We start from the raw sequence: 20,039 nt of genomic DNA, 5'->3' as shown, positions 1-20,039 counted from the left end.
GCGCCGCGCGCTGTCGATATAATGAGCGGGTTTCGCTTTACCGCAGGACGCCCGAGGGCGGTCTGCGCGGTGGAAACAATCGCAAACTGGCCTTACCAGGTGCTCGAAGGAGCCAACGGTTCGATGTGCGCCCCCGCGCGTACTAGACCGGCTCCCCAGGGTTCTGGCCAGATTTCAGACCCAACCTAGGACGAACCATGTCAGTCTCAATGCGTGAAATGCTGGAAGCGGGGGTGCACTTCGGTCACCAAACCCGTTTCTGGAACCCCAAGATGGCACCGTATATTTTTGGCCATCGCAACAAGATTCACATTGTCAACCTCGAAAAGACGTTGCCAATGTTCCAGGACGCATGCAAGTATGCCCGCCAGATGGCAGCGCGTCGCGGCACCATCCTGTTTGTCGGAACCAAGCGTCAGGCCGGGGAAATCGTCCAGGCCGAAGCCGACCGCTGCGGCATGCCTTATGTCAATGAGCGCTGGCTCGGCGGCATGTTGACGAATTTCAAGACCGTCAAGGGGTCCATCAAGAAGCTCAAGGACATGCAGGCGCAGGCCGCCGAAGGTGCGCTGGAGCACATGACCAAGAAGGAACAGCTCATGTTCCAGCGCGAACTGGACAAGTTGGAGAAATCCATTGGCGGCATCCAGGACATGGCCGCCTTGCCCGACGCGTTGTTCATCATCGACGTGGGCTACCACAAGATCGCCGTTGCCGAGGCGCACATGCTGGGCATTCCCATCATTGGCGTGGTCGATACCAACCATTCGCCCATCGGCATTGATCACGTGATCCCGGGCAATGATGACTCGGGCAAGGCCGTGACGCTGTACTGCCGCGACATGGCGGATGCCATCCTCGAAGGCAAGAACGATGCGTTGCACGAGGTCGTGCAGACGTCTGGCGAGGAATCCAGCGAATTTGTCGAAGTGCAAGATGAGACGCACGCCGCCTGAGCAGGTCCCAGTTTTTTTCTGACATACCGAGGGGGCTGTTCACAGCCCCCTTCTTCAATCCAGGAGAGCAATATGGCGGCAATCACCGCATCCATGGTCGCTGAACTACGCGCGAAGACCGACGCGCCCATGATGGAATGCAAAAAAGCGCTGACCGAGGCGGAAGGCGATATGGCACGCGCCGAGGAACTCTTGCGCGTCAAGTTGGGCAGCAAGGCGAGCAAGGCCGCCTCGCGCGTCACCGCAGAAGGCATCATCGCCATCGACATCCAGGGCACCACTGGCGCCATGGTCGAGATCAACTGCGAGACCGACTTTGTCGCCAAGAACGACGATTTCCTTGCCTTTGGCAAAGCGCTGGCGCAACTGGTGGCGCAGCGCAACCCCGCCGACGTCGCCGCATTGTCGGCGCTGGACATGGATGGCACGACCGTCGAGGCGCGTCGCGCCGTGCTTATCGGCAAGATCGGCGAAAACATGTCCATTCGACGCTTCAAGCGCTTCGAAGGCACCTCCAAACTTGCCAGCTATCTGCACGGCACGCGTATTGGTGTCGTGGTGGAGTACACCGGGGACGACGTGGCAGCCAAAGACGTAGCCATGCACGTCGCCGCGATGAAGCCCGTTGCACTGTCGTCGGCCGACGTGCCCGCGGCGCTGATTGAGACGGAGCGATCCATTGCCGCACAGAAAGCAGCCGAAGACGCTGAGAAGGCTCGCGCCGAGGGCAAACCGACCCAGCCTCCCGAAATCGTAGCCAAGCGCGTCGAGGGTTCCGTGCAGAAGTACCTCAAGGAGGTCTCGTTGTTCAACCAGGCATTCGTGAAGAATGACAAGCAGACGGTTGAGCAGATGCTCAAGGCGGCGAATACCACCGTCAGCGGCTTCACGCTGTACGTCGTCGGTGAAGGCATTGAGAAAAAGTCGGAGAATTTCGCCGACGAGGTGGCTGCGCAAATGGCCGCGGCCCGCGCGAACTGAGCTGCTTCATCCGACTCAACTCACCAACACAAGCGGGGCACCACGCATGAGCGGCTATAAGCGGGTTTTACTCAAACTCTCGGGTGAAGCTCTGATGGGCGATGATGCCTATGGCATCAACCGCGCCACCATCGTGAAGATGGTCGAGGACATCGCCCAGGTCGTGCACAGCGGGGTGCAAGTCGCCATCGTTATCGGCGGCGGCAACATATTCAGGGGCGTGGCCGGGGGCGCGGTCGGCATGGACCGCGCCACAGCCGATTACATGGGCATGTTGGCCACGGTCATGAATTCCCTGGCCTTGGCCGACGCCATGCGCCATGCCGGGCTTGTCGCGCGCGTGATGTCCGCCATCAGCATCGACCAGGTGGTTGAATCCTATGTCCGCCCGAAGGCGCTGCAATATCTGGAAGAGGGCAAGCTGGTGATTTTCGCGGGTGGAACGGGTAACCCATTCTTCACCACCGACACAGCGGCTGCCCTGCGCGCAGCGGAAATCGGCGCCGAGGTGATGCTGAAGGCCACGAAGGTGGATGGCATTTACTCCGCCGACCCCGCCCGCAACCCGGAGGCCACACGCTATCCGAGCATCACGTTCGACGAGGCCATCGTCAAGCGCCTGCAGGTGATGGACGCGACGGCTTTCGCGCTGTGCCGCGACCAGGGCTTGCCCATTCGCGTGTTCAGCATTTTCAAACCTGGCGCTTTGCTGCGTGTCGTGCAAGGCGAGCCTGAAGGCACCCTCGTGCACCTGTAAATTCAAGCCCCGGAGTCCCGAACGATCATGTCGATTGCCGAGATCAAGAAATCCTGTGAGCAAAAGATGCTCAAATCCATGGAAGCCCTGCGCGCGGACCTGACAAAGGTCCGCACCGGTCGCGCACACACGGGACTTCTGGATCACGTCATGGTGGACTATTACGGCACCATGATGCCCATCAATCAGGTGGCCAACGTCAATTTGCTCGATGCGCGCACCATTAGTGTGCAGCCTTGGGAAAAGAAAATGGCCCAGGCCGTGGAAAAGGCCATTCGCGAATCGGATCTGGGGCTCAACCCCCAAAGCCAGGGTGATCTCATCCGCGTGCCCATGCCCGCCCTCACCGAGGAGCGCAGGCGCGATCTGGTCAAATTGATCAAACACGAAGGTGAGGGCGCCAAGGTTGCCGTACGCAATTTGCGACGGGACGCGAACCAGCAGCTCAAGGATCTGGTCAAAGCAAAAGAGGCATCCGAGGATGATGAGCGTCGCGCGCAAGACGACATTCAAAAGATGACCGATCGCTTCATCGTGGAGATCGACAAGCATGTCAGCCAGAAGGAAGTCGAGATCATGGCGGTCTGACAAGCCTGTGGCTTGTCAGCGGATGGTCCGTGGTGCGTGCAGGCGCAACGCGGGCTGGCGTGGCATGGCGCGCGTTGCGAACGTGTGACCAAGGAGGGATAGTGGCGTCAAAACGAACAGTGACCAAACGTGAGCTGGCTCCGGCCGGACTGCGCCACATCGCAGTGGTCATGGATGGGAATGGCCGCTGGGCGACTCGCCGGCTGCTTCCGCGTACGGCCGGGCACAAATATGGAGTCGACGCGCTGAAAAGCACGGTGCGAGGCTGCATCGCCCAGGGCGTGCCTTACCTCACCGTCTTTGCCTTTTCGTCGGAAAACTGGAACCGGCCTGCCGATGAGGTGCGCGCCCTGATGGATCTGTTCGTGCAGGCGCTGCGGCGTGAAACCCGGGAGCTGGCTGCACAAGGCGTGCGGCTGCGTTTCGTGGGTGACCGCGAGGCGTTCGAGCCTCCCATGCGCGAACTCATGCAGCAAGCGCAGGATCTCACTGCCGCCAATACGACGTTGGTGCTCAACGTCGCGCTGAACTATGGTGGCCGGTGGGACATCGTGCAGGCCATGCGGGCGCTGCAGGCCAGTGGGGGCCCCATCACCGAGCAAACCCTGGCGCAGCACCTGTGCCTGGCCGACATGCCGGCTCCGGATCTGTTGATTCGCACCGGTGGTGAGCGGCGCATCAGCAATTTTCTGCTTTGGCAAATTGCCTACACGGAGTTCTATTTCACCGACGCACTCTGGCCGGACTTCGACGAGAAGGCACTTGCTCTGGCCATTGCCGACTACGCCCAGCGCGAGAGGCGGTTCGGCTCGGTGCCGCCACAGCCCGAGGCGCAAGCCACGGGGCTGCGCGTGGCCTGAAGAGGCCGGCGGCGCCATCCATCGTTCATGCTGCGCACACGCGTCATTACCGCGCTGATTCTTCTGGCGGTTCTGCTTCCTACGCTATTTCTGGCGCCAGCAGCAGTCTTCGCGGCGGTGGCGGGCCTGTTCGCCTGCGCTGCCATGTGGGAGTGGGCCCGCTTGGCAGGGCACAAGCCCCTTGCGTGCCTGCTATGGGCAGCGTTGTGGCTGGTGGCCGCCGCAGCGCTGCTCTTCGGCGCGTCCATCATCTCCCCGTCATCGCGCCTGCTGACGGGAGCGCTGACGCTCTCGGCCTTCGCCTGGGCTGCGCTGCTGGCCTCAAGCCTTCCAAGGGCCGCATTGCCGCGCGCTCTGTCAGCTCCGCCCGTCCTGAGCGCGCTCGGCTTCGTGGTGATGTTCGCCGCCTGGCTGGCCTTGATCCGGGCACGCCACTTCGGAGCGGGTTTCCTGCTTTCGATTTTGCTCGTGGCCTGGGTTGCCGACGTGGCCGCCTATTTTGGCGGGCGTGCCTTTGGCGGCGCGAAATTGGCCCCGCACATCAGCCCGGGAAAGACCTGGGCTGGAGTGTGGTCTGCCGCCGTGGCTGTCGTGCTTTACGCCCTTGTCTGTACCCTTTGGCCTGTACTGTCGGACTCGTTGTTCTCGCGTATCGGTCATCACTGGGGTCTGCCGATCCTCCTGGTTTGCGCCCTGGCATTGCTTGCCTTGACCGTGATGGGTGACTTGTTCGAGTCGCTGCTCAAGCGTCACGCAGGCGTGAAGGACAGCAGCGGACTGCTGCCCGGTCACGGTGGTGTGCTTGACCGCATCGATGCCTTGCTGCCTCTGCTGCCCATTGCCCTTCTTCTTTTGATTGCATGAAACGCGTCACCATCCTGGGTTCCACCGGCTCCATCGGCTCCAGCACGCTGGAGGTGCTGTCCTTGCACCCCCAGCAGTTCGAGGTCTTCGCGCTTGGCGCCTATCAGCGCGACGACCTCCTTCTGGCACAGTGTCTGCGCTTCAAGCCGCGTTATGCCGTGCTGAGCGATGCGACTGCGGCGAACCGGCTGCGCCTGGCCCTGCGCACGCACGGCAGCGCGACCGAAGTGCTGCAGGGCGAGGCAGCCCAGGTTGCCATTGCCGCGGCTCCTGAGACCGACATCGTCATGGCCTCCATCGTGGGCGCCGCAGGGCTGCCATCGGGCTTGGCTGCCGCGCGCGCGGGCAAGCGTGTTCTGCTGGCCAACAAGGAATCTCTCGTGGTGGCGGGCGAGCTGTTCATGCAGGCCATGCGCGAGGGCGGCGGAAAGCTCATTCCCATTGACAGTGAACATAGCGCAATCCTCCAGAGTCTTCCGGATGACTGTGCGCAGTGGGCCCACAGCGTGCGCGAAATCACACTCACCGCCTCCGGCGGCCCGTTCCGTCAGGCAGACCCTGCGAGGCTGCCCGATGTCACTCCGGATGCGGCGTGTGCCCATCCCAACTGGAGCATGGGGCGCAAGATCTCGGTGGACTCCGCCACGATGATGAACAAAGCGCTGGAGGTCATCGAGGCCCACCACCTGTTCGGACTGCGACCGCAGCAGATCCGGGTGCTCATCCATCCGCAAAGCATTGTGCACTCGATGGTTTGCTATCACGACGGTTCGGTGGTTGCGCAAATGGGGGTGCCCGACATGCGCACACCCATTGCCTACGGCCTGTCGTATCCACAGCGCATGGCATCTGGCGTATCGTGGCTGGATCTGGCCCGCGTGGGGCGGCTGGATTTCGAACAGCCCGATCCCGTGCGTTTCCCGGGGCTTCAACTCGCTTACCAGGCGCTGTCGATGCCAATGGGCGCTTGCGCCGTGTTGAACGCCGCCAACGAAGTGGCCGTCGGCGCCTTCTTGCAGCGGCGCATGCGCTTTACCGATATCCACCAGGTGAATGCGGCAACGCTCGACGCAGTCAACGTCGATGCGGTCCGCAATCTCGACGACATCCTCGAGGCAGACCGGCGTGCACGCGCGCGGGCCATGGCTCTGGTTGACGGCCTCAAGCATTGATCGGGGCACAATGCACGCTGACGTCGGCGGTGGTTGCGCCCCGAGAGGAGTTTTTCCATGATCACTGTGCTTGCGTTTGTTTTCGCACTCGGCCTGCTTATCACCATCCATGAGTATGGCCACTACCGCGTCGCGGTAGCCGCCGGTGTGAAAGTCCTGCGCTTTTCGATTGGATTCGGCAAGCCGCTGGTCAAATGGACACGGGGCAAGGATCGCACCGAATTCGTGATTGCGGCCGTGCCGCTCGGGGGGTTCGTGCGCATGCTCGACGAGCGTGAAGGTGAAGTGGCCGAACCCGAACTTTCCCGCGCCTTTAACCGCCAGCCATTGCCCAAACGCGCTGCCATTGTGGCCGCTGGCCCGTTGGCCAATCTGTTGCTGGCAGTCGTGCTGTTTGCAGTGGTTGCCTTCGTCGGGGTGCGGCAGCCGGTGGCGATTCTCGGCACACCGGCGGCAGGCAGCCCCGCCGCCATGGCTGGAGTGCGTGCCGGCGACCAAGTGCTTGCGACGAGCACCGGTGGCAGCAGTGAGCCCGTGCAGTCGTGGGCCGACCTTCAGTTGCAGTTGCTGACTGCGGCCCTGGATGGCCGTGCCGTGCGACTCCAGCTGCGCTCGGCAACGGGGGCGCTGTCGAGCGCGACCCTGCAATTCGCCGGCATGCAAGACGCGGCCGGCCAACCCCACTTTCTTGCCGAACAGGGCCTGCGCTTGCAAAGCCCGCCTGCCTTGATTCGGCAAGTGCTGCCGGGGGATCCCGCCGCCAAGGCGGGCATGCGCGCCGGCGATCTGGTGAAAGAAGTCAATGGCCGAGCCATCAGTGGCTCTGACGCCTTGTTGCAGGCGATTGCCGCCAGCGGGGGCCAACCGCTGCGCGTCCTGGTGCGGCGCGGTGAGGCAGATGTCGCGCTGATCGTGCACCCCCAGCGCCAGCATGCGGCAAACGGCGCCGGCGATGTCTGGCGCATTGGCGCCCTGTTGGGCGGAGACATCCCGAGCGTGGTGGTCAAGCGCGGGCCCGCGGGTGCAGTGGCCGAGGGTTTTGCCCGGACCTGGCAGCTCAGCGCGCTGACGCTCAAGACGCTGGGCAAGATTGTGGTTGGGCAGGCGTCGCTGAGCAACCTGAGTGGTCCGGTGACGATCGCCGACTACGCGGGGCGCAGCGCCGAGATGGGGTGGCTGCCTTACGTCAGCTTTCTCGCGATCATCAGCGTCAGCCTGGGGGTCCTCAACCTTCTGCCCGTGCCCGTCTTGGACGGGGGGCATCTCTTGTATTATGCGATCGAAGGCGTCACCCATCGCAGTATTCCCCAGCGCTTGCAGGAAAGACTGCAACAAGGCGGTCTCGCTGTCATTGCACTGATGATGGCCATTGCGCTGTACAACGACTTCGCCCGGTTGATCGGGCCCTTGCATTGATCCCATCCACCGATCGCTCTCGAGGTTAATTTGAGGTTCCGTCACGCATTGCAGGGTACTGCCATGGCCGTGCTGGCCGTGGCCTGCGCCCAGGTCTACGCCGCCGACTCATTCGTCATCAAGGACATCCGCGTCGATGGCCTGCAACGGACCGAACCAGGCACCGTCTTCAGCTATCTGCCGTTCCGCGTGGGGGATACCTACACGCCGGAAAATGGGGCGGCAGCCATTCGCGCGTTGTTCGCCACCGGGTTGTTCAAAAACGTGAGCATCCGCACTGCGGCCGACGTGGTCACCGTCGTGGTCGAGGAGCGCCCGGTGATCGCCAGCGTGGATTTCACCGGCACCAAGGAGTTCCCCAAAAAGACGCTGATTGATGCCCTCAATCAGGTCGGACTGGGCGAAGCCCGGCCCTACGACCAGGCCCTGATGGACCGTGCCGTGCAGGAGCTCAAGCAACAGTACCTTGCCAAGGGCTACTACGCTGCCGAGGTCAGCACCACGGTCACCCCAATCGAACGCAATCGCGTCAACGTGCTGTTCAATGTGACCGAGGGCTCCATTGCCAAGATTCGCTCCATTCGCATTGTGGGCAACAAGGTGTACAGCGAAGGCCGGCTGCGCGACCTGTTCTCGCTGTCCACGCCAGGGTGGTTTACCTGGTACACCAAGTCTGACCAGTACTCGCGCGCCAAGCTCAATGCCGACTTGGAAACCCTGCGCTCGTACTACGTGGACCGTGGCTATCTCGACTTTCGAATCGAGTCCACCCAGGTGTCGCTGTCACCGGACAAGGACAGCATGTTCATTACGGTCAACATCTACGAAGGGCCGAAATATACGGTGTCGGGCTTCAAGCTCGAGGGCAACTATCTGGGCTTGACTGACGAATTCCGTCCATTGGTCAAGCTCGAGCCGGGCGACACCTACAGTGCGAAGGTTCTCAACGACAGCGTGAAGGCCATCGTCGACAAATTCGGGATCTACGGCTATGCCTTTGCCCGCGTCCAGCCCAAGCCCGATATCAACCGGCAAACCCATGAGGTGTTTTTCACAATCGACGCGGATCCCGGGCGCCGCATCTACGTGCGCCGGATCGACATTTCCGGCAACACCCGGACCCGCGACGAAGTGATTCGGCGCGAGTTCCGTCAATTCGAGGATGCCTGGTACGACGTGGACCGCATCAAGTTGTCACGCGACCGGGTCGATCGCCTTGGGTATTTCAAGGATGTTCAGTTGGGCACGCGCGAGGTCCCAGGCACCAGCGACCAGGTTGATTTGGACATGAAGGTCACCGAAAAACCAACTGGCATGCTGGGCCTGGGGGTTGGGTTTTCAAGCGCGGATCGGCTTTCGTTCAATGCGTCCGTGAGCCAGGACAATATCTTCGGAAGTGGCAACAACCTGAGTGTCGACTTCAACACGTCAAGCTACTACCGCACTTTGGCGGTCTCCAGCACCAACCCCTACTTCACCGAAGACGGGATCAGCCGCACGGTCAATGCGTATTACCGCACGATTCGGCCGTACTCCAGCCAGGGGAACAACTACACGATCAAGACCCCGGGTTTCAACCTCCAGTTCGGCGTGCCCTTCACCGAACTCGATCGGGTGTACTTCGGCGCGGGTTTCGAGCAATACACGCTGGATCTGGCGCCAGGCGCGCCGGCCTCCTACATCTCGTATGTGAACCAGTTCGGCAAAACCTCATCGGGCATTCCGCTGACATTGGGTTGGCAGCGCGACAGCCGTAACAGTGCATTGGTGCCCACAGACGGTCGTTATCAGCGCCTGAGCGCGGAGTACAGCCCGTTCAGCACCTTGCGCTACATTCGCGCCACGTACCAATACGAGCAATTCATGCCGGTGTCGCGCCAGACCAATCTGGCATTCAACGGACTGGTCGGCTATGCCCATGGCCTGAACGGCCAACCGCTGCCGATTTTCAAGAACCTCTACGCCGGCGGCATCGGCACCGTGCGCGGTTTTCAGCAAAGCTCACTCGGTCCGCTGGACGCACAGGGCAATGCCCTCGGTGGTGCCAAACTGCTTGTTGCCGATTTTGAATACCAGTTTCCATTTCCTGGCACGGGGGCGGACAAGAGCCTGCGCATGTCCACCTTTCTCGACAGCGGCTACGTCTGGGGTGAAAACCAGAAGGTCGCTCTGACGGATATGCGTGCGGCGGTGGGTATCGCCGTCTCGTGGATTTCACCCATCGGACCGCTGAAATTCAGCATCGCCAAGCCCATACGTTCGCAGCCCAGCGACAAGCTGCAATCGTTCCAATTCACTGTCGGCACTGCTTTCTGATCTCTCACACCATGAAGTCGATGACACGCTTGATTCGCCAATCCGTTATTGCCGGTTTTTGCGCTGCGGCCCTTGTGGTGCCGGTCACACCGGCGTTTGCCCAGGCTACCGGAGCCAAGGCGTCAGCCGTAGCCGGGACCACGGCCAAGATCGGGTTCATCAATACCGAGCGCATCCTGAAAGATTCCACGCTGGCCAAGAATGCCCAGCAAAAACTCGAAAGTGAGTTTGCCAAGCGCGACAAGGATCTTCAGGACATGGCTGCAAAGATCAAGGGGCTCAATCAGAAGCTGGAAAAAGACGGGCCCGTGATGTCGGATACGGATCGCATCAACACCCAGCAGCAATTGGCGGAGATGAACCGCGATTTTCAGCGCAAGCAGCGTGAATTCGGCGAGGACCTCAATGCGAAGCGCAATGCAGCGCTCGCGATCGTTCTGGACAAGGCCAACAAGGTGGTCAAGGAAATTGCAGAACAGGGGAATTACGACATCATCTTCCAGGATGCCGTTTACGTCAATCCGCGCATCGACATCACCGACAAAGTCCTCAAAGCGTTGGATGCTTCCTCCAGCAAATAACCATGAACGATCTCCCCTCGGGCGCAAGACAGGGCCTGCGGGTTCGTGACATTGCCCGCAAGCTGGGCGGTGCGCTTCTGGGGAATGGCGACATCACCGTAGCACGCGTCGCGTCACTGAATCAGGCTGGCCCCGGCGACGTCGCCTTTTTAAGCCAGCGCGGCAATGCGCATCTGCTGCGGCAAAGCAAGGCGGATTGCGTCATCGTCCCCACGGGCCTTGATGACCAGGTCAGCGCGTTTCCGGCCGCCATCGTCACGCCAGATCCTTATCTTTACTACGCGCGTCTTGCGCAATGGTTTGCCGCTTTGCAGGAAAGGCCGCCCGCGCCGGGCGTGCATCCCACCGCCGTCGTGCATCCCCAGTCCCTGGTAGCCCCATCCGCCATCATCGAGGCGTGTGCGGTGATTGAGCGCGGGGCGTTCATTGGCGAGGGCGCGAGGGTGGGAGCTGGATGCTTCGTCGGCCATGACGCCGTCATTGGTGCGGCGACCCGGCTGCATCCACGCTGCGTGGTTCTGCACAGTTGCACACTGGGGTCGCGCTGCATCGTCCATTCGGGCGCGGTGATCGGCGCCGACGGCTTTGGCTTTGCGCGTGACGAGCAAGGCGCCGGGGTGAAGATTCCGCAAACGGGCAGGGTGGTGATCGGTGACGATGTGGAAATCGGCGCCAACACCACCATCGATCGGGGCGCCCTGGACGACACGCGCATTGGCGATGGCGTGAAGATCGACAATTTGGTTCAAGTGGCCCATAACGTGCAGATCGGTGCACATACCGCAGTGGCCGGATGCGTGGGTATCTCAGGCAGCGCCAGCATCGGGTCGTACTGTTTCATCGGGGGCGGCGTGGGCATCGCCGGGCATCTGGAGATTGCCGACCACGTGGTGGTGGGCGGGATGTCGCTCGTCTCCCGATCGATTCGCCAGCCCGGGCATTACACGGGCGCCTTCCCGCTCGATAGCCATGAAAACTGGACAGAAAATGCCGCCAGTCTCCGGCACTTGGCTCAACTGCGTGACCGCGTACGCCAGATCGAAAACATGCTGAACGCTCCCAAACTTTCCCCTAAAAGCAAGCCATGACCGTTTTTGACATCAACCAGATCCAGAAGCTCCTGCCCCACCGTTACCCGTTCCTGTTGGTGGATCGGGTCGTGGAGCTCGAAAAGGGCAAGAGCATCCGGGCCTACAAGAACGTGTCGTTCAATGAACCCTATTTCACGGGTCACTTTCCGCAAAAGCCGATCATGCCCGGGGTGCTGATCCTGGAGGCACTTGCGCAGGCTGCGGGCATTCTCGCGTTTGGCACGCTGGACGTCGAAGCTGACGACAACTCGGTCTATTACCTCGTGGGTATCGACGGCGCCCGGTTCAAACGCCCGGTGGAGCCCGGGGACCAGCTCACGCTCGAAGTGGAGCTGGTGCGCCAGATGCGCAACATCTACAAATTTAACGCTGTGGCCCGGGTTGGCGATGAGATGGTCGCCGAGGCGGAGCTCATGTGCACCGAGCGCGTCATTGACTGACGGGGTTGCCTTGAGCACGATTCACCCCACAGCCCTCGTCGACCCGAAAGCGCAAATTGCCTCGGATGCAAGCATCGGTCCCTTTTGTGTCATCGGGCCCGATGTGCAGATTGGCGCCGGCACGCGCATCGGATCGCATGTCAGCATCCAGGGTCGCACGCGCATTGGGCGCGACAATCAGATCCACGCATTTTCATCGCTGGGCGGGATCCCGCAAGACAAGAAATATGCGGGCGAGCCCACCGAGCTGCACATCGGGGATCGCAACACCATTCGCGAATATTGCACGTTGAACCTGGGCACCGCGCAGGACGCTGGGGTGACCCGCTTGGGCAACGACAACTGGATCATGGCGTATGTGCACCTCGCGCACGACTGCCAAGTTGGTAACCACACGGTATTGGCCAACAGCGCACAACTGGCCGGCCATGTGCACGTCGGTGATTGGGCCATCCTCGGTGGGTACACCGGCGTGCATCAGTTTGTGCACATCGGCGCGCACGTGATGACGGGCATCAGCTCCGTGGTGACACAGGATATCCCGCCCTATGTGCTTCTTGCGGGTCATCCTGCCAAGCCCCACGGCATCAATGCCGAGGGGCTTCGCCGACGCGGCTTCAACCCGGAGCGCATCGGCGTGTTGCGTGAGGCTTATCGCAAGTTGTACCGGCAAGGGCTCACGCTGAACGACGCCACGCACGCACTTGCCGCGATGCAGTCCGAGCATGCTGGAAGTCGCAATGATTTGTCCCTCCTGCTGAATTTCATCGCCGCGAGCGCGCGCGGCATCGTGCGCCCCTAATCCATGCAGTCCATGACGGCCGGCAGCATTGCCATGGTCGCAGGCGAAGCCTCGGGCGACCTGCTCGCATCCACGGTCGTGGCCGCCCTGAGGCGGGTGCGGCCCGATGTTCCCTGCATGGGCATCGGTGGTGCGCGCATGCGCGCACAGGGATTCACGGCCTGGTGGCCGGAAGAGCGGCTGGCAGTCAACGGTTTCGCCGCAGTCTTGCCGCGGTTGCCAGAGCTGTTATGGATGCGCAGGCAACTGCGCCTGCGCTTGCTGCGGCAACGCCCCTCGGTATTCGTCGGGGTCGATGCCCCCGACTTCAATCTCGGCCTGGAGCGTCGGTTGCGCGCCGCAGGCATTCCCACCGTGCACCTGGTCAGCCCGTCGATCTGGGCATGGCGACGCGAGCGCCTGCAGGGCATCGTGCAAGCGGTTGACCATCTGCTGTGCGTGTTCCCCTTCGAGCCTGAGCTGTATGCCGGCACAACGGTGCGAGCCACGTACATTGGCCACCCACTGGCTGAGTTGATTCCAGAGCAGGTTGATCAGGTCGCCGCCCGCAAGGCCCTGGGCATCGCAGCGACGTCGCCAGTCATTGCTGTGCTGCCGGGAAGCCGCGCGGGCGAGGTGCGGCAAATCGGCCCAAGCTTTTTTGGCGCTGCCGCTCTCTTGCAGCAAAGGCATGGGGCGCGTGTGCTGCTTCCGGTGGCACAACCAGGGCTCGAGCGTGTGCTGCGGCGGCAATGCGCGGCCCACCCCGGCCTTGAGGTGCAATGGCTATCGGGGCAATCGCATCGCGCCATGGCAGCCTGTGACTTGGCGCTGGTTGCCAGCGGCACCGCCACCCTCGAATGCGCGCTGTTCAAACGCCCGATGGTGATTGGCTACCGGCTTCCGGCGTTGTCGTGGCACCTGATGAAAAACAAAGGCTACCTGCCGTGGGTCGGCCTTCCGAACATTCTTGCGCGCAGCTTTCTGGTGCCTGAACTCTTGCAGCACGAGTGCACGCCGCAGGCGCTGGCCGATGCAGCCGACGCCTTGCTGAACGACGAGCCAAGGCAGGCGCGCTTGCGCATGCGCTTCGCCGAACTGCACGCTGCTTTGCGGCGGCCGACGGCAAGCCTTGCCGCGCAGGCCATCCTGGAGAGCGCCAATCTGGCGGATTGAGGCATGCAAAGTCCTGGTGCATGGGCCGATGAGCAGTCGTCGCTGTTGCCGATTGCGGGCTGCGACGAAGTGGGGCGGGGAACCTGGGCAGGTCCCGTGGTGGCCGCCGCAGTCATCCTGGATCCCCAGCGACCGCTGGCGGGTTTGGCCGATTCGAAGACTTTGTCCCCCAAGCGCCGGGTGGTGCTCGATGCGCTGATCCGAGAACAGGCCCTTGCTGTGAGCATCGGACAGGCCAGTGCTGCCGAAATTGACCGCATCAACATCCTGCAAGCCACTTTGCTGGCCATGCAGCGCGCCGTTGCGGGCCTGAGTCTGACGCCTGTGCACGTGCTCGTGGACGGCAACCAGTTGCCGGACCTGTCCATGCCTTGCCGCGCCATCGTGCGCGGCGACGCCACACAGCCGGCCATCAGCGCTGCGTCGATCGTGGCCAAGGTCTGGCGCGATCGCCTTATGCAGGAACTTGCGGCATGCCACCCTGTTTACGGGTTTGAGCGGCACTTCGGCTACGGCACAATGCAGCATTGGCAGGCTTTACAGGAGCATGGGCCTTGTGCGGAGCACCGGCGCAGCTTTGCCCCAATTCGACGACTTCTGGATCACCCCAATCATTCCGAGCAAAGGCATCTGTGAAACGCATCATCTCCGCCGAAAATCCTCTGGTCAAAACGTTGCGCGTGCTCGGCAGCGATCCAGGAGCGATCAAACGTCTGGGCCAGGTCTGGCTCGAAGGCGTGCATCTGGTCCAGGCCGCGCTCGACAGCGGACACCACGCCGACACACTCGTCACGACGGATGACGGTCTGCTTTTGCCCGAGGTTGCCGCCCTGGTCGAGCGCGTCGGAAGCACCAATGCGGTCATCCTGCACCGCGCCCTTTTCAGCTGGATTTCCACCCTGGAAAACGGCCCGCAAGTGGGCATGCTGATCGCCAAACCCAAGGGCGTCAAGCCCAAGCCCGGCACGGCTGTGGTCCTCGATCGCATCCAGGACGCGGGCAACGTGGGAACCATCCTGCGCACCGCAGCAGCGGCCGATTGTGGAGCGGTGTACCTGCTGCGTGGCACCGCAGGGGCCTGGACCCCCAAGGTGCTGCGCGCTGGGATGGGCGCGCACTTTTACGTGCCCATCTTCGAGGACGCGCCGTGGGAGCAGGTAGCTTCGATCGTACCCCGCCCCATCTATGCCACGGCGGCCATGGCGGACATGGGTCTCTATGACCTGCAGCTGAAGAAGCCGGTCACCTGGGTATTCGGCAATGAGGGCCAGGGGATTTCCGAGCACCTGATGGCCAAAGCCTCTGCGGCGGTACGCATTCCCCAGGCCAGCACGGTGGAATCGCTCAACGTGGCGTCCGCTGCGGCCATATGCCTGTTTGAAGGTGTGCGTCAGCGTCAGGGCAACGGGAAGTGAGCGGGTGACTCCGCCACGCGTCCCATCCGCCCCGTGCGTGCGGCCAAGCGCCGTGTTTGCCCGCGTTTAAACAGGCGCCTGACCCTCGCGGATCGAAGGTTGCAGCAAGGCGAGACTGATGGAGCCCGTGGAGGCCCAGATGCGCCCGGCCAAACTCATGTGCGTGACGTGAAGGCGCACCTGCATGCTGTCGGCCCGCTCACGCAGCTGGGCAAATTCAGGCCACGCCTGCAGCTCACGGATACTTCCGTCGTAGCTGATTTGCAGCTGTGTGCCCTGAACGCCGCCGTCCTGGATGGCTTGTTCGGCGATCGAGAACACCTCGGCCACGGCGCTACGCCAGCGCTTGGCGCGGAAGCCGCAGAACAATCCATTGGCATCGCTGACCAGGACGGGGTAGGGGTTCAGCAGCTGATTAAGTCCCAGGGAAGCCGCTTGGACCCAGGGCTCCAGAGCCGGATTGGACAGTTTGGACAGCGCGCTTGCCAAGTCGCCGGGATGGCGCGGGATGAGCCACTGACGGGTCATGACCGAGAGTTGTGTGGCGACGTGCGCCACCTCCGCGGCCGGTTCTCCCGCATCGAGTTTCTTCACGAGCACGCGGGCCTGCAGGGCCGGGCCCGCCAGCATCGAGCCCCCATCGAGACAGAGCACCTGCAGGTCAGGCGGAAGACCACGACTGCGCCGCAGCTCGCGAATCTCTTCGCGATGCTGCAACAGCAGGGTCTGCAGCGCATCAGCCGGGTTGCTGAGCGCTCGCATCGAGCCCATATAGATCAGCCAGTCGGCGTTGAGGGCGATGTTCGGGTACAGCCGGTATTCCAGCCCTTCGACACTGGGCGGCACGATCTGGGCGGCGCGCAAGTGCTCACGGCCGAGCTCGCGCAACTCACCGCGCTTTTCATGCAAGCCCTTGTCCAGGATTGTGCGGCCCTGCAACTGGATGGTCAGCGGCAGCACACGCATGCGTGGGTGCTGGGCCATGGCGCTGGAGATGTCGGCAGCGGCGTCCACCATGATCACCCCATAGGGGTTATGGTGCCGCAATGGGTTGACGGGCAACGCCTGTTCTTGCTCGGACCGGACCTGCTGCGTGGAAGCAAAACCCAGCAAATAGTCGTTCTTCTTGTCTTCGTAGGACATGACGGGCATGGTGTCAGAGTGTGGGCTTGTGCGTCGCGTAGGAGATGCTCAGTACTCCAGCCGATCCGGGCGGATGAGTTGGAGAATGGTAGTGGCGATTTCCTCAATGGATTTGTGGGTGGACGACAGCCAGCGGATGCCCTCGCGTCGCATGAGCCGTTCTGCCTCGGTCACCTCTTCGATGCAATTGGCCAGCGATGCATACACGCTGCCGCGCTTGCGCTCGCGGCGGATTTCACTCAGGCGCTCGGGTGCAATGCTCAAACCGAACAACTTGCTGCGATGGGCAGCAAGCGCCGAGGGCAGGCACATGCGTGCGAAATCCTCGGGAATTAGCGGATAGTTTGCCGCGCGCACGCCATGCTGCATCGCAAGGTAGAGCGACGTGGGCGTCTTGCCGCTGCGCGACACACCGACCAAGATGACGTCAGCCAGCGCCAGGTTTCGCGACGATTGGCCATCGTCATGCATCAGTGCAAAGTTGATTGCATCCATGCGGCTGTTGTAGCGCGCGCTCTTGGTTGCATCGGAAAATTGACCAATGCGATGGTTCGATTTGATCCCGAAGGCAATTTCCAGCGGCTCCACGAATGTCGTGAACATGTCCATCACCAGACCGTTGCAACCACGGATGACTTGCAACACATCGGGATTCACGAGCGTGATGAACACAATCGGCGGGCGCCCCTCGTTGCGCGCGGCCTGGTCGATACGTTCCACGGCCTGGAGCGCCTTCTGGACCGTGTCAACGAAAGGCAGGCGGATGCGATGGTGCTGGGCGTCAAACTGGGCGAGGATGGAATTGCCAAACGTTTCGGCAGTGATGCCGGTTCCATCGGAGACAAAAAACACGGATCGGTTAGGCATGTCGCATCGCATCAAAAAGGGAGTCAGGGCCTAGAATCTTCGGTATCGACTCGCCTGCAGAGGTTTCGCTTCCACGCGCACGGACCAACACAGAACATGATGTCTGCATTAGAACCACATCAACAACGCATGCAGCCTCGGTGTTTGTCCCGCCTTGACAGGATGTCCCCAGATTTCTTTCATTCTATTGAGGGTTGTTCATGTCAAATCAAAACCAAACGCCGAAACACGCCACGGCCTGGGTGGTACCGTTCGAGCAGCTGAGAATGCATGATGTCGAGGTGGTTGGCGGCAAGAACGCCTCCCTCGGCGAGATGATCAGTCAACTCACCGCCAGCGGGGTGCGCGTTCCCGGAGGCTTCGCGACGACCGCCCACGCGTTTCGCCAGTTCTTGCAGCAGGGCGGGCTCGATGCGCGCATCGCGCAGGCGCTGAATGCGCTGAACGTCGATGACGTGCGCGCTTTGGCAACAACGGGTGCGGCGATCCGGCAGTGGATGCTTGAGACACCGCTGCCACCCGAACTGGAGGCAGCCATTCGTGAGCACTTCGCCCAACTTTCGGCCGCGCAGCCCGATGCAAGTTTTGCGGTGCGCTCTTCGGCCACCGCCGAGGACCTTCCGGAAGCATCCTTTGCCGGGCAACAGGAGACGTTCCTGAACGTGACGGGCATCGTGTCGGTGCTCGACAAGGTGCGCCATGTGTTCGCCTCCATGTTCAACGATCGCGCCATCTCGTACCGGGTGCACCAGGGTTTTGATCATCATCAGGTGGCCCTCTCGGCCGGCATCCAGCGCATGGTGCGCAGTGATCTGGGCGCTGCGGGCGTGATGTTCACGATGGATACGGAGTCAGGCTTTAACGACGTGGTGTTCATCACATCGTCGTATGGCCTGGGTGAAACCGTGGTGCAAGGCGCCGTCAACCCGGACGAGTTCTACGTCTTCAAGCCCACATTGCGTGCGGGCAAGGCCGCCGTGATCCGTCGCAACCTCGGCTCCAAGCTGCTGCGCATGGAGTTCGCTCCACCGGGGTCAGCCCATCTCGTGCAGACCGTCGACACACCGGTCGAACTGCGCAACCGCTACAGCTTGAGCGATGCCGAGGCCACGGAGCTGGCGCAATTCGCGCTGACGATCGAACAGCACTATGGCCGCCCCATGGACATCGAATGGGGCAAGGATGGCAAGGACGGAAAAATCTACATCCTGCAAGCCAGACCCGAGACCGTGAAGTCGCGCGCCCACGGGCGTGTCGAGCAACGCTACACGCTGATGCAAAAGAGCGCCGCGCTCGTGAGCGGGCGCGCCATCGGCCAGAAGATCGGAGCCGGCCCGGTGCGCCTGGTGCAATCCGTGTCGGAGATGGACCAAGTGCAAGCCGGCGACATCCTGGTCACCGACATGACCGACCCGAACTGGGAGCCGGTGATGAAAAAGGCTGCCGCGATCGTCACCAACCGGGGAGGGCGCACCTGCCACGCCGCCATCATCGCGCGCGAACTCGGCATCCCCGCTGTCGTGGGTTGTGGAAACGCCACGGAATTGCTCAAGGACGGCATGCTGGTCACCGTCTCGTGTGCCGAGGGCGACACCGGGATCGTCTACGAGGGCCTGCTGGAGACCTCGGTCACCGAGGTCAAGCGGGGCGAGATGCCGGACATCCCGGTCAAGATCATGATGAACGTCGGGAATCCGCAGCTGGCGTTTGATTTTTCACAGATTCCGAACGCCGGAGTGGGCTTGGCCCGTCTGGAATTCATCATCAACAACAACATCGCCATCCATCCCCGCGCGGTGCTCGAGTATCCGAACGTGGACCCGGATTTGAAGAAGGCGGTGGAAAGCGTTGCGCGGGGCCATGCAAGTCCGCGCGCCTTCTATATCGACAAGCTCACTGAAGGGATCGCCACGATTGGCGCGGCGTTCTATCCCAAACCGGTGATCGTGCGCCTGTCAGACTTCAAGTCCAACGAGTACAAGAAGCTCATCGGCGGCTCACGGTATGAGCCCGACGAGGAAAACCCCATGCTGGGCTTCCGCGGTGCCTCGCGCTACGTCTCGCGGGACTTTGCCCAGAGTTTCGAGATGGAATGCGTGGCGCTCAAGCGCGTGCGCGAGGACATGGGCCTGACCAACGTGGAAATCATGGTGCCTTTCGTGCGAACCCTCGCCGAGGCTCGCGGGGTGGTCGAGCTACTCGGGCGCAACGGGCTCAAGCGCGGCGAAAACGGCCTTCGCCTCATCATGATGTGCGAAGTCCCGTCCAACGCGGTGCTGGCATCCGATTTTCTGGAGTTTTTCGACGGATTCTCCATCGGCTCCAACGACCTGACCCAGCTCACCCTTGGCCTGGACCGCGATTCGGGATTGGTCGCCGAAGCCTTCGACGAGCGCGATCCCGCGGTGCTGGCCCTGATCAAGCAGGCAATCAGCACCTGTCGTGCCAAGGGCAAGTATGTGGGAATCTGCGGCCAGGGGCCTTCGGATCACCCCGATCTGGCGCGTTGGCTGATGGAGCAGGGCATCGGATCCATTTCGCTCAATCCGGACACGGTGGTGGCGACGTGGCAGGCTCTGGCCATCCATGCAACGTAGTCGTCTATAATCGAACGTTTTCTTTGCCACACCGGGTT

At 62.0% G+C, this 20,039-nt stretch carries 19 protein-coding genes; 17 read left to right on the top strand and 2 right to left on the bottom strand.

Annotation, left to right across the window (positions count from 1 at the left end; translation table 11 throughout):
* Positions 1 to 197: 197 nt before the first annotated feature.
* The 16 genes from rpsB (at position 198) to CD04_RS0104010 (ending at position 15,394) form a co-directional block, all read left to right on the top strand.
* Positions 198 to 956: a 30S ribosomal protein S2 gene (gene rpsB, locus CD04_RS0104085; protein WP_031404518.1), complete on the top strand. Its 759-nt coding sequence runs from the start codon at positions 198 to 200 to the stop codon at positions 954 to 956.
* A gap of 72 nt (positions 957 to 1,028) precedes the next feature.
* Positions 1,029 to 1,937: a translation elongation factor Ts gene (gene tsf / locus CD04_RS0104080; RefSeq protein ID WP_031404517.1), complete on the top strand. Its 909-nt coding sequence runs from the start codon at positions 1,029 to 1,031 to the stop codon at positions 1,935 to 1,937.
* A 46-nt stretch (positions 1,938 to 1,983) separates the two neighbouring features.
* Positions 1,984 to 2,694 carry a UMP kinase gene (gene pyrH / locus CD04_RS0104075; RefSeq protein ID WP_031404516.1) on the top strand — a complete coding sequence of 237 codons (711 nt, stop codon included), beginning with the start codon at positions 1,984 to 1,986 and terminating at the stop codon, positions 2,692 to 2,694.
* Positions 2,695 to 2,721: 27 nt separating this feature from the next.
* Positions 2,722 to 3,282: a ribosome recycling factor gene (gene frr / locus CD04_RS0104070; protein WP_031404515.1), complete on the top strand. Its 561-nt coding sequence runs from the start codon at positions 2,722 to 2,724 to the stop codon at positions 3,280 to 3,282.
* 119 nt (positions 3,283 to 3,401) lie between these two features.
* Entirely contained in the window at positions 3,402 to 4,142 is a 741-nt protein-coding gene (gene uppS, locus CD04_RS0104065) for a polyprenyl diphosphate synthase (protein WP_255331918.1), read from the top strand.
* A 27-nt stretch (positions 4,143 to 4,169) separates the two neighbouring features.
* Positions 4,170 to 5,006: a phosphatidate cytidylyltransferase gene (locus CD04_RS0104060; RefSeq protein ID WP_031404513.1), complete on the top strand. Its 837-nt coding sequence runs from the start codon at positions 4,170 to 4,172 to the stop codon at positions 5,004 to 5,006.
* On the top strand, positions 5,003 to 6,178 hold the full coding sequence (gene ispC / locus CD04_RS0104055; RefSeq protein ID WP_031404512.1) for a 1-deoxy-D-xylulose-5-phosphate reductoisomerase: 1,176 nt from the start codon (positions 5,003 to 5,005) through the stop codon (positions 6,176 to 6,178). The genes CD04_RS0104060 and ispC overlap by 4 nt, the downstream gene beginning before the upstream one ends.
* Positions 6,179 to 6,235: 57 nt before the next feature.
* Positions 6,236 to 7,594 (top strand): RIP metalloprotease RseP, encoded by a 1,359-nt coding sequence (gene rseP, locus CD04_RS0104050; protein WP_031404511.1) that lies wholly within the window; start codon positions 6,236 to 6,238, stop codon positions 7,592 to 7,594.
* 63 nt (positions 7,595 to 7,657) lie between these two features.
* Positions 7,658 to 9,910, top strand: a complete 2,253-nt coding sequence (gene bamA / locus CD04_RS0104045; protein WP_031404510.1) for an outer membrane protein assembly factor BamA — start codon at positions 7,658 to 7,660, stop codon at positions 9,908 to 9,910.
* A gap of 11 nt (positions 9,911 to 9,921) precedes the next feature.
* On the top strand, positions 9,922 to 10,491 hold the full coding sequence (locus tag CD04_RS0104040) for an OmpH family outer membrane protein (protein ID WP_081857790.1): 570 nt from the start codon (positions 9,922 to 9,924) through the stop codon (positions 10,489 to 10,491).
* A gap of 2 nt (positions 10,492 to 10,493) precedes the next feature.
* Positions 10,494 to 11,579 (top strand): UDP-3-O-(3-hydroxymyristoyl)glucosamine N-acyltransferase, encoded by a 1,086-nt coding sequence (gene lpxD, locus CD04_RS0104035; protein ID WP_031404508.1) that lies wholly within the window; start codon positions 10,494 to 10,496, stop codon positions 11,577 to 11,579.
* The gene (gene fabZ / locus CD04_RS0104030; RefSeq protein WP_031404507.1) at positions 11,576 to 12,022 is read left to right on the top strand and encodes a 3-hydroxyacyl-ACP dehydratase FabZ; all 447 of its coding nucleotides are present in this window, start codon (positions 11,576 to 11,578) and stop codon (positions 12,020 to 12,022) included. The genes lpxD and fabZ overlap by 4 nt, the downstream gene beginning before the upstream one ends.
* A 10-nt stretch (positions 12,023 to 12,032) precedes the next feature.
* A complete protein-coding gene (lpxA, locus tag CD04_RS0104025) occupies positions 12,033 to 12,824 on the top strand; it encodes an acyl-ACP--UDP-N-acetylglucosamine O-acyltransferase (protein ID WP_031404506.1) in 792 nt (263 codons plus the stop codon).
* Between the two features lie 12 nt (positions 12,825 to 12,836).
* Positions 12,837 to 13,979, top strand: a complete 1,143-nt coding sequence (gene lpxB, locus CD04_RS0104020; RefSeq protein ID WP_031404505.1) for a lipid-A-disaccharide synthase — start codon at positions 12,837 to 12,839, stop codon at positions 13,977 to 13,979.
* Positions 13,980 to 13,982: 3 nt separating this feature from the next.
* Positions 13,983 to 14,615 (top strand): ribonuclease HII, encoded by a 633-nt coding sequence (rnhB, locus tag CD04_RS0104015; protein ID WP_031404504.1) that lies wholly within the window; start codon positions 13,983 to 13,985, stop codon positions 14,613 to 14,615.
* Positions 14,612 to 15,394, top strand: coding sequence for an RNA methyltransferase (locus tag CD04_RS0104010; RefSeq protein ID WP_031404503.1), 783 nt, complete (start codon positions 14,612 to 14,614; stop codon positions 15,392 to 15,394). The genes rnhB and CD04_RS0104010 overlap by 4 nt, the downstream gene beginning before the upstream one ends.
* A 66-nt stretch (positions 15,395 to 15,460) precedes the next feature.
* On the opposite strand, the gene CD04_RS0104005 is transcribed toward CD04_RS0104010, so the two are convergent.
* Together CD04_RS0104005 and CD04_RS0104000 are read right to left on the bottom strand one after the other, a co-directional pair.
* Positions 15,461 to 16,537 carry a DegV family protein gene (locus CD04_RS0104005; protein ID WP_031404502.1) on the bottom strand — a complete coding sequence of 359 codons (1,077 nt, stop codon included), beginning with the start codon at positions 16,535 to 16,537 and terminating at the stop codon, positions 15,461 to 15,463.
* Positions 16,538 to 16,585: 48 nt separating this feature from the next.
* Complete coding sequence (locus CD04_RS0104000; protein WP_031404501.1) at positions 16,586 to 17,404, bottom strand: pyruvate, water dikinase regulatory protein; 819 nt, start codon at positions 17,402 to 17,404, stop codon at positions 16,586 to 16,588.
* A 200-nt stretch (positions 17,405 to 17,604) separates the two neighbouring features.
* On the opposite strand from CD04_RS0104000, the gene ppsA reads away from it, so the two are divergent.
* Positions 17,605 to 20,001, top strand: a complete 2,397-nt coding sequence (gene ppsA / locus CD04_RS0103995; protein WP_031404500.1) for a phosphoenolpyruvate synthase — start codon at positions 17,605 to 17,607, stop codon at positions 19,999 to 20,001.
* Positions 20,002 to 20,039: the final 38 nt, after the last annotated feature.

It is taken from the genome of Thiomonas sp. FB-Cd (assembly GCF_000733775.1).
Classification (GTDB): domain Bacteria; phylum Pseudomonadota; class Gammaproteobacteria; order Burkholderiales; family Burkholderiaceae_C; genus Thiomonas_A.
The sequence above is the reverse complement of the archived record's forward strand: the minus strand, read 5'-3'. Positions and strand labels throughout refer to the sequence as shown.

Bases quoted from the DNA above. Each gene is read 5' to 3' on its own strand.
- rpsB (WP_031404518.1), top strand. From the start codon at position 198: ATGTCAGTCTCAATGCGTGAAATGCTGGAAGCGGGGGTGCACTTCGGT.
- tsf (WP_031404517.1), top strand. From the start codon at position 1,029: ATGGCGGCAATCACCGCATCCATGGTCGCTGAACTACGCGCGAAGACC.
- pyrH (WP_031404516.1), top strand. From the start codon at position 1,984: ATGAGCGGCTATAAGCGGGTTTTACTCAAACTCTCGGGTGAAGCTCTG.
- frr (WP_031404515.1), top strand. From the start codon at position 2,722: ATGTCGATTGCCGAGATCAAGAAATCCTGTGAGCAAAAGATGCTCAAA.
- CD04_RS0104060 (WP_031404513.1), top strand. From the start codon at position 4,170: ATGCTGCGCACACGCGTCATTACCGCGCTGATTCTTCTGGCGGTTCTG.
- ispC (WP_031404512.1), top strand. From the start codon at position 5,003: ATGAAACGCGTCACCATCCTGGGTTCCACCGGCTCCATCGGCTCCAGC.
- rseP (WP_031404511.1), top strand. From the start codon at position 6,236: ATGATCACTGTGCTTGCGTTTGTTTTCGCACTCGGCCTGCTTATCACC.
- bamA (WP_031404510.1), top strand. From the start codon at position 7,658: ATGGCCGTGCTGGCCGTGGCCTGCGCCCAGGTCTACGCCGCCGACTCA.
- CD04_RS0104040 (WP_081857790.1), top strand. From the start codon at position 9,922: ATGAAGTCGATGACACGCTTGATTCGCCAATCCGTTATTGCCGGTTTT.
- lpxD (WP_031404508.1), top strand. From the start codon at position 10,494: ATGAACGATCTCCCCTCGGGCGCAAGACAGGGCCTGCGGGTTCGTGAC.
- fabZ (WP_031404507.1), top strand. From the start codon at position 11,576: ATGACCGTTTTTGACATCAACCAGATCCAGAAGCTCCTGCCCCACCGT.
- lpxB (WP_031404505.1), top strand. From the start codon at position 12,837: ATGACGGCCGGCAGCATTGCCATGGTCGCAGGCGAAGCCTCGGGCGAC.
- rnhB (WP_031404504.1), top strand. From the start codon at position 13,983: ATGCAAAGTCCTGGTGCATGGGCCGATGAGCAGTCGTCGCTGTTGCCG.
- CD04_RS0104005 (WP_031404502.1), bottom strand. From the start codon at position 16,537: ATGTCCTACGAAGACAAGAAGAACGACTATTTGCTGGGTTTTGCTTCC.
- CD04_RS0104000 (WP_031404501.1), bottom strand. From the start codon at position 17,404: ATGCCTAACCGATCCGTGTTTTTTGTCTCCGATGGAACCGGCATCACT.
- ppsA (WP_031404500.1), top strand. From the start codon at position 17,605: ATGTCAAATCAAAACCAAACGCCGAAACACGCCACGGCCTGGGTGGTA.